The following is a 5,886-nucleotide window of genomic DNA, read 5'->3' on the forward strand; positions in this document are numbered from 1 at the left end:
TTCCACGGCCATGAAGACGGAGATCAGCGCCACTGCCCACAGGGCGAATACGATCTCGACCTCGGCCAGCGAGTGGATCAGGCCGGCATGGTGCGGAAAACGGTGGGCGATCTTCGCGACGAAAGCGACCGAGAAGGTGTGCAGCAGCGCCATGGCGAAGATGGCGGCAGCAAGGAGCTGGAAGAGCGTCGGTGTCATCGGGCGCGCGGGTCCGGTCGGTGCTGGATCGGGATTGATTCCGGGTGGTGACTATACGGATTCAGGCTCATTGATGGACCTTTCATCGGCGGCTCACGAACCGTTGACGAAGAGCGGCCAAGCGCCCGGAGCCCGTTTGGGGGCCGACCACGCCTCTGCGAATGGGCCGGCGCCATCAATGCCGTGCGACGCGCAGCAAAAGCCGTTCGTCGTCCGGTGAATGGCACGCTCCGTGCTAAACCTGACCGGCTGTTTGCAGACCCCAGCCTGCACCAGCGCCAGGGCGGTTCGCCGCCGACGATAACCAGGAGTTGCGTGCATGAAACTGATCACAGCCATCATCAAGCCTTTCAAGCTTGACGAGGTGCGTGAAGCCCTGTCGGAGATCGGCGTCGCCGGCATCACCGTCACTGAAGTCAAGGGCTTCGGCCGCCAGAAAGGCCATACCGAGTTGTACCGGGGAGCGGAGTACGTCGTCGATTTCCTTCCGAAAGTGAAGATCGAAGTCGCCATCGACGAAGACAAGCTCGAATCCGCGATCGAAGCGATCACCAAGTCGGCACACACCGGGAAGATCGGTGACGGCAAGGTTTTCGTGACTTCGCTCGACCAGGCCATTCGCATCCGCACCGGCGAAACCGGGCGCGACGCGCTCTGAACGACGGCTCAATACTTTTAGGGGACCCCCGATGATTTCTCTTGGCAAGCTTTCCCGAGCACTGTTGTTCGCCAGCCTGACGGCTGCGGGCGGCATTGCATTCGCCGAGGAGGCCGCAGCACCGGCCGCCCCGGTTGCTGAAGCGACTGCGGCACCTGCGGCCGAAGCCGCAGCTCCTGATGCAGCGGCTCCGGCCGCCACCGAAGCGGCAGCTACCGAAGCCCCGGCCGCCGATGCGGCTCCGGCCGAAGCGGCCAAGCCGCCGGTATTCAACGAAGGCAACATCGCCTGGATGCTGGTATCGACAGCCTTCGTGCTGCTGATGTCGCTGCCTGGCCTGGCCTTGTTCTACGGCGGCATGGTCCGCTCCAAGAACATGCTGTCGACGATGACCCAGACGTTCGCGATCTTCTGTCTGATCGGCGTGCTCTGGGTGGTCTACGGCTACTCGGTGGCCTTCAGTGGCACCGGACCGTTCTTCGGCACGCTCGACAAGATGTTCCTGAAGGGCGTCGTCTATGACGCCAACGGCTTCTTCACGGCGACCGCGACCTTCTCCAAGGGTGTCGTCATTCCGGAACTGCTGTTCGCGGTGTTCCAGATGACCTTCGCCTGCATCACCGTGGCCCTGATCGCCGGTGCCTACGCCGAGCGCATGAAGTTCAAGGCCGTGCTGATCTTCTCGGTGATCTGGTTCACGCTGTCCTACCTGCCGATGGCCCACATGGTCTGGTGGTGGGCGGGTCCGGATGCGTACACGAGCGCCGATGTCATCGACGCCACCAACGCCACCGCGGGCTACCTGTGGCAGCTGGGCGCGCTGGACTTCGCAGGCGGTACCGTCGTCCACATCAACGCCGGTGTTGCCGGACTGGTGGCGGCGATCATCCTCGGCAAGCGTTCGGGCTACGGCAAGGTGCCGATGGCGCCGCACAGCCTGGTGATGAGCATGATCGGTGCCTCCCTGCTGTGGTTCGGCTGGTTCGGCTTCAACGCCGGTTCCAACCTCGAAGCCAACGGCTACGCCGTACTGGCCTTCGCGAACACCGCGTTCGCCACGGCTGCTGCCGGCGTGTCCTGGTTCTTCGCGGAATGGCTGTTCAAGGGCAAGCCTTCGCTACTCGGCATCATCTCCGGCGCGATTGCCGGTCTGGTGGCGATCACCCCGGCTTGCGGCTTCGTCGGCATCGGTGGCGGCCTGATCATCGGCCTGGTCTCCGGCGTGGTCTGCTTCTTCGCGGTGGCCTACCTGAAGTCGATCCTCGGCTATGACGATGCACTCGATGCCTTCGGCGTCCATGCCGTTGGCGGCATCATCGGCGCCATTCTGACCGGCGTGTTCGTCGATCCGGCCAAGGGCGGCGTCGGCGTCTACAACAACTGGGTCGACCTGGTGCCGGGCTACTCCTCGGGCCAGATCATGATTCAGGTCAAGGCGGTGCTGGTCGCCGTGGTGCTCAGCGCCGTGGTTTCCACGGTCACGCTGCTGATCCTGAAGTTCACGATGGGCATCCGCGTCTCGGAAGACGCCGAAGCCGAAGGTCTGGATCTCGCCGAGCACGGCGAGAAGGCCTACAACCCGTAAGCGTTCTGCCGTAAGCGCCCAAGCCTGCCAGCGGAACCATCCGCTGGCAGGTGGCGCAAAACGAGTTCTCCAAGGGAAGTTGTCATTGGGCGGACCTGTCGCCGGGTCCGCCTTTTTTATGAGCGTGTACATCCTGTACAAGACCGCGCCGTCCTTGGCGCGGACTACTCAAACAAGCAAGAATCTTTACACTCGCGCAGTGCTTCAGGAACGAGAAACCCAAAAATGAAAATGCTGATCGCCATCATCAAGCCCTTTCGCCTCGACGCCGTGCGTGAAGCGCTCGCCGAAGCGGGCGTTCAAGGAATGACGGTGACGGAAGTGCGCGGCTTCGGTCGCCAGAAAGGTCATACCGAGTTGTATCGCGGTGCCGAATACACCATCGATCTGTTGCCGAAGATCAAGCTGGAAGTGGCGCTGACCCCCGATCAGGTCGACAAGGCCGTTGAGGCGATTGCCCGTTCCGCGAAGACCGGACAGATCGGCGACGGCAAGATCTTCGTCTACGATCTCAATCAGACGGTTCGTATCCGCACCGGAGAATCGGGCGTCGACGCGGTCTGACACGCTAGCGTCCCCCAGTCCCGGACCGCCGCCTGCAGATCCACAGGAGGCTGTCCCATGAAACTGCACCGTGCGTTGTCGTTGAAAATCCCGCTGGCAGTGCTGTTGCTGATTCTGTCGACAGCAATACCCGCAGTGGCCCAAAGTCGGGTCTACCAGTGGAAAGACGCCAACGGCGTGGTCCACTACGGCGATAGTGCCCGCGGACCGGCGAAATCGATCCTGATCAAACCAACCAGCAGCGGTCTCGACGGCGGAGCCAACAGGCCTGCAATCGATGAGGCTGCCTGTGCCGGTAAACGCGAGCAGCTCAAGCGCTACAGCAGCGCCAGCCGGGTCACCGAAACCAATGCGCTCGGCGAAACCCGTGATTACGATGACGCCCAGATCAAGAAACTGATCGAAACCACCGAAGCGGCCGTTCGCAGTACCTGCGGCGAAAACTGACGGCACGACCTTGCCCACGCTCCCGATCATCGCCGTGCTGTTGTTGACTGCTGCGGGCACAGCCGGCATCGCCCATGCGGCCGGCGCCTACAAGTGGGTCGATGCCCAGGGCAACACGCACTACGACGACCAGAACAGCCTCAAGCAGCGGCTGACCCTGAAGTACCTCAACGAGCGAAACGTCCCCGAACAGATCGAAGCCACAACCCCGCGCGACTTCATCGAAGCTGTGGCCAGGGATTGCGCCAATGCCCGCGATCGCGCCGCCGTGTTCCGCGGCGCTCGAAAGGTCTACGGCCGGGATCCGGTCGGCAACAGCTATCTGCTGTCGGCCCGTCAGCAGGCGCTGGAAGTGGAGACGGCTGAACGCAACGTTCGGCGCTATTGCAGCGCTGGCGCCGCTGCCAGCTTGTATCGCGAGCAGCGGCTGGCGGCGTCAGCGCCGAAGGCCAGGAAAATCGAGGTTGAGCAGCGTCCTTAGTCAGCGTTATCCAGCAATCGCCTTACTTGACGAAAGTCGGCAGCGCAAACGCGGCAGGGTCGCCGTCGAGATCACCGCGCCGGCGCAGCCAGCGCGCAAGATCGAGCGCGGCGAGCACCATGCCGAGCGCCGCTACTTCGATTAGCCAGCAATCGCCTTACTTGACGAAAGTCGGCAGCGCAAACGTGGCAGGGTCGCCGTCGAGATCACCGCGCCGGCGCAGCCAGCGCGCAAGATCGAGCGCGGCGAGCACCATGCCGAGCGTCGCTACTTCAATTAGCCGGCAATCGCCTTCTTGACGAAAGTCGGCAGCGCAAACGCGGCATGGTGCGTATCGACGTTGTAGAACTGGCAATCCATCGCCTCGATCGCTTGCTCGTCGAGTCGCGCCGCCAGCGGGCCAGCCGTCTTCTGGGCGATCGAACCGCTCCACCAGCCGCTCGGATAGATCGTCTGCGGGAAGTGGATCAGGCGGGTCTGGGCGAAGCCGGCCTGGCGCATGAACTTGTGCATCTCGGTGATCAGCGGCAGATGCAGGATCGGTGATTCCGACTGCTGCACCAGCAGGCCGCCCGGCTTCAGGGCGCGCAGGCAGTCGACATAGAACTTCGCGCCGAACAGGCCTTCTGCCGGGCCGACCGGATCGGTCGAGTCGATGATGATCACGTCGAGGCTGGCCGGCGCCACGTCCTTCATCCAGGCCAGACCGTCGCCGAAGAACAGCGTGGCGCGCGGATCATTGTTGGCAATGCACAGCTCGGGGAAGTACTGCTCGGACAGGCGCGTCACGCGCTCGTCGATCTCGACCTGGGTCGCGGTCTTCACTTCCGGGTGCTTGAGCACTTCGCGCAAGGTGCCGCAGTCACCACCGCCGACGATCACCACGTGCTCGGGCGCCGGGTGCGAGTTCAGCGCCGGGTGCGACATCATCTCGTGGTAGAGGAAGTTGTCGCGGGTCGACACCATCGTGCAGCCGTCGATGGTCATCAGCCAGCCAAAGGTTTCGGTCTTGAAGATTTCGATCTTCTGGAACGGCGTCTGCTCGCTGTGCACGCGCTCGCCGAGTTTCAGCGAAAATGCCGTCCCCGTCGCATCGACGGGCTCCGAAAACCAAGTGTTATCCAATGACATTTGTCGCGCTCCAGAAATGACGGGCGAGTATACGGTTTGGAGTATTTGAATTGAGTGACGGCCTTGAGTGACGGAATGAAGCAGCCCAACTGGACCCCCGCCGATTCGGTCGACCTCTACAACATCGCCAAATGGGGCGATGGCTACTTCGACGTCAACGATGCTGGCCATGTGATCGTGCGGCCGCAGGGTGCGGGTTCGGCTGTGACCATCGATCTGCACGAGCTCGCCGAGCGCCTGCCACGCGAAGGTCTGGACCTGCCCGTGCTGGTGCGCTTCACCGACATCCTCAAGGATCGTGTCGACGTGCTGACGGGTGCCTTCGCGTACGTCATCAAGGAGCTGCATTACAGCGGCCACTACACGGCCGTGTACCCGATCAAGGTCAATCAGCAGGGCTCGGTGGTCGAAGCGATCGTCGAGCACGGCGGCGAGCGGGTCGGCCTCGAAGCCGGTTCGAAGCCGGAACTGGCGGCGGTGCTCGGCTTGGCGCCGCCCGGCAGCATCATCGTCTGCAATGGCTACAAGGATCGCGGCTACATCCGCCGCGCACTGATCGGCGCCAAGCTCGGTCACACGGTCTATATCGTGGTCGAGAAGTTGTCCGAACTGCCGCTGGTATTGGCGGAATCGGTGGCGCTCGATGTCGCCCCGATCATCGGTCTGCGAGTGCGACTGTCGGCGGTTTCCGAATCGACGCAGCAGAACACCGGCGGCGAGAAATCCAAGTTCGGCCTGACCGTGCCGCAGGTGCTCGAAGCAGTCGAGATGATGCGCGCAGCCGGCAAGCTCGATGCGATCCGCATGGTCCATTTCCATCTC

General features: G+C 62.8%; 7 protein-coding genes and 1 pseudogene. 6 read left to right on the forward strand and 2 right to left on the reverse strand.

Annotated elements, in window-relative coordinates; all coding sequences use genetic code 11:
- A partial coding sequence (locus Q0D45_RS21480) for a putative Na+/H+ antiporter (protein WP_293397927.1) occupies positions 1–198 on the reverse strand: 198 nt, incomplete at its 3' end.
- Positions 199–517: 319 nt separating this feature from the next.
- Here Q0D45_RS21480 and glnK point away from each other — a divergent pair.
- From glnK to Q0D45_RS21505, 5 genes are all read left to right on the forward strand, one after another.
- Positions 518–856, forward strand: coding sequence for a P-II family nitrogen regulator (gene glnK / locus Q0D45_RS21485; protein WP_293397929.1), 339 nt, complete (start codon positions 518–520; stop codon positions 854–856).
- Positions 857–887: 31 nt separating this feature from the next.
- Complete coding sequence (locus Q0D45_RS21490) at positions 888–2,441, forward strand: ammonium transporter (protein ID WP_293397931.1); 1,554 nt, start codon at positions 888–890, stop codon at positions 2,439–2,441.
- Positions 2,442–2,666: 225 nt separating this feature from the next.
- Positions 2,667–3,005: a P-II family nitrogen regulator gene (locus tag Q0D45_RS21495; protein WP_022976257.1), complete on the forward strand. Its 339-nt coding sequence runs from the start codon at positions 2,667–2,669 to the stop codon at positions 3,003–3,005.
- A gap of 57 nt (positions 3,006–3,062) precedes the next feature.
- Positions 3,063–3,452 carry a DUF4124 domain-containing protein gene (locus tag Q0D45_RS21500; RefSeq protein ID WP_293397934.1) on the forward strand — a complete coding sequence of 130 codons (390 nt, stop codon included), beginning with the start codon at positions 3,063–3,065 and terminating at the stop codon, positions 3,450–3,452.
- Between the two features lie 10 nt (positions 3,453–3,462).
- A complete protein-coding gene (locus Q0D45_RS21505; protein ID WP_293397936.1) occupies positions 3,463–3,933 on the forward strand; it encodes a DUF4124 domain-containing protein in 471 nt (156 codons plus the stop codon).
- A gap of 276 nt (positions 3,934–4,209) precedes the next feature.
- Here Q0D45_RS21505 and speE read toward each other — a convergent pair whose 3' ends face one another.
- Positions 4,210–5,064 (reverse strand): polyamine aminopropyltransferase, encoded by an 855-nt coding sequence (speE, locus tag Q0D45_RS21510; RefSeq protein ID WP_293397938.1) that lies wholly within the window; start codon positions 5,062–5,064, stop codon positions 4,210–4,212.
- 75 nt (positions 5,065–5,139) lie between these two features.
- Here speE and Q0D45_RS21515 point away from each other — a divergent pair.
- A pseudogene (locus Q0D45_RS21515) lies at positions 5,140–5,886 on the forward strand (arginine decarboxylase); the annotation flags it as partial.

Origin of the sequence: Nevskia sp., assembly GCF_023266035.1 — a bacterium.
Lineage (GTDB): Bacteria > Pseudomonadota > Gammaproteobacteria > Nevskiales > Nevskiaceae > Nevskia.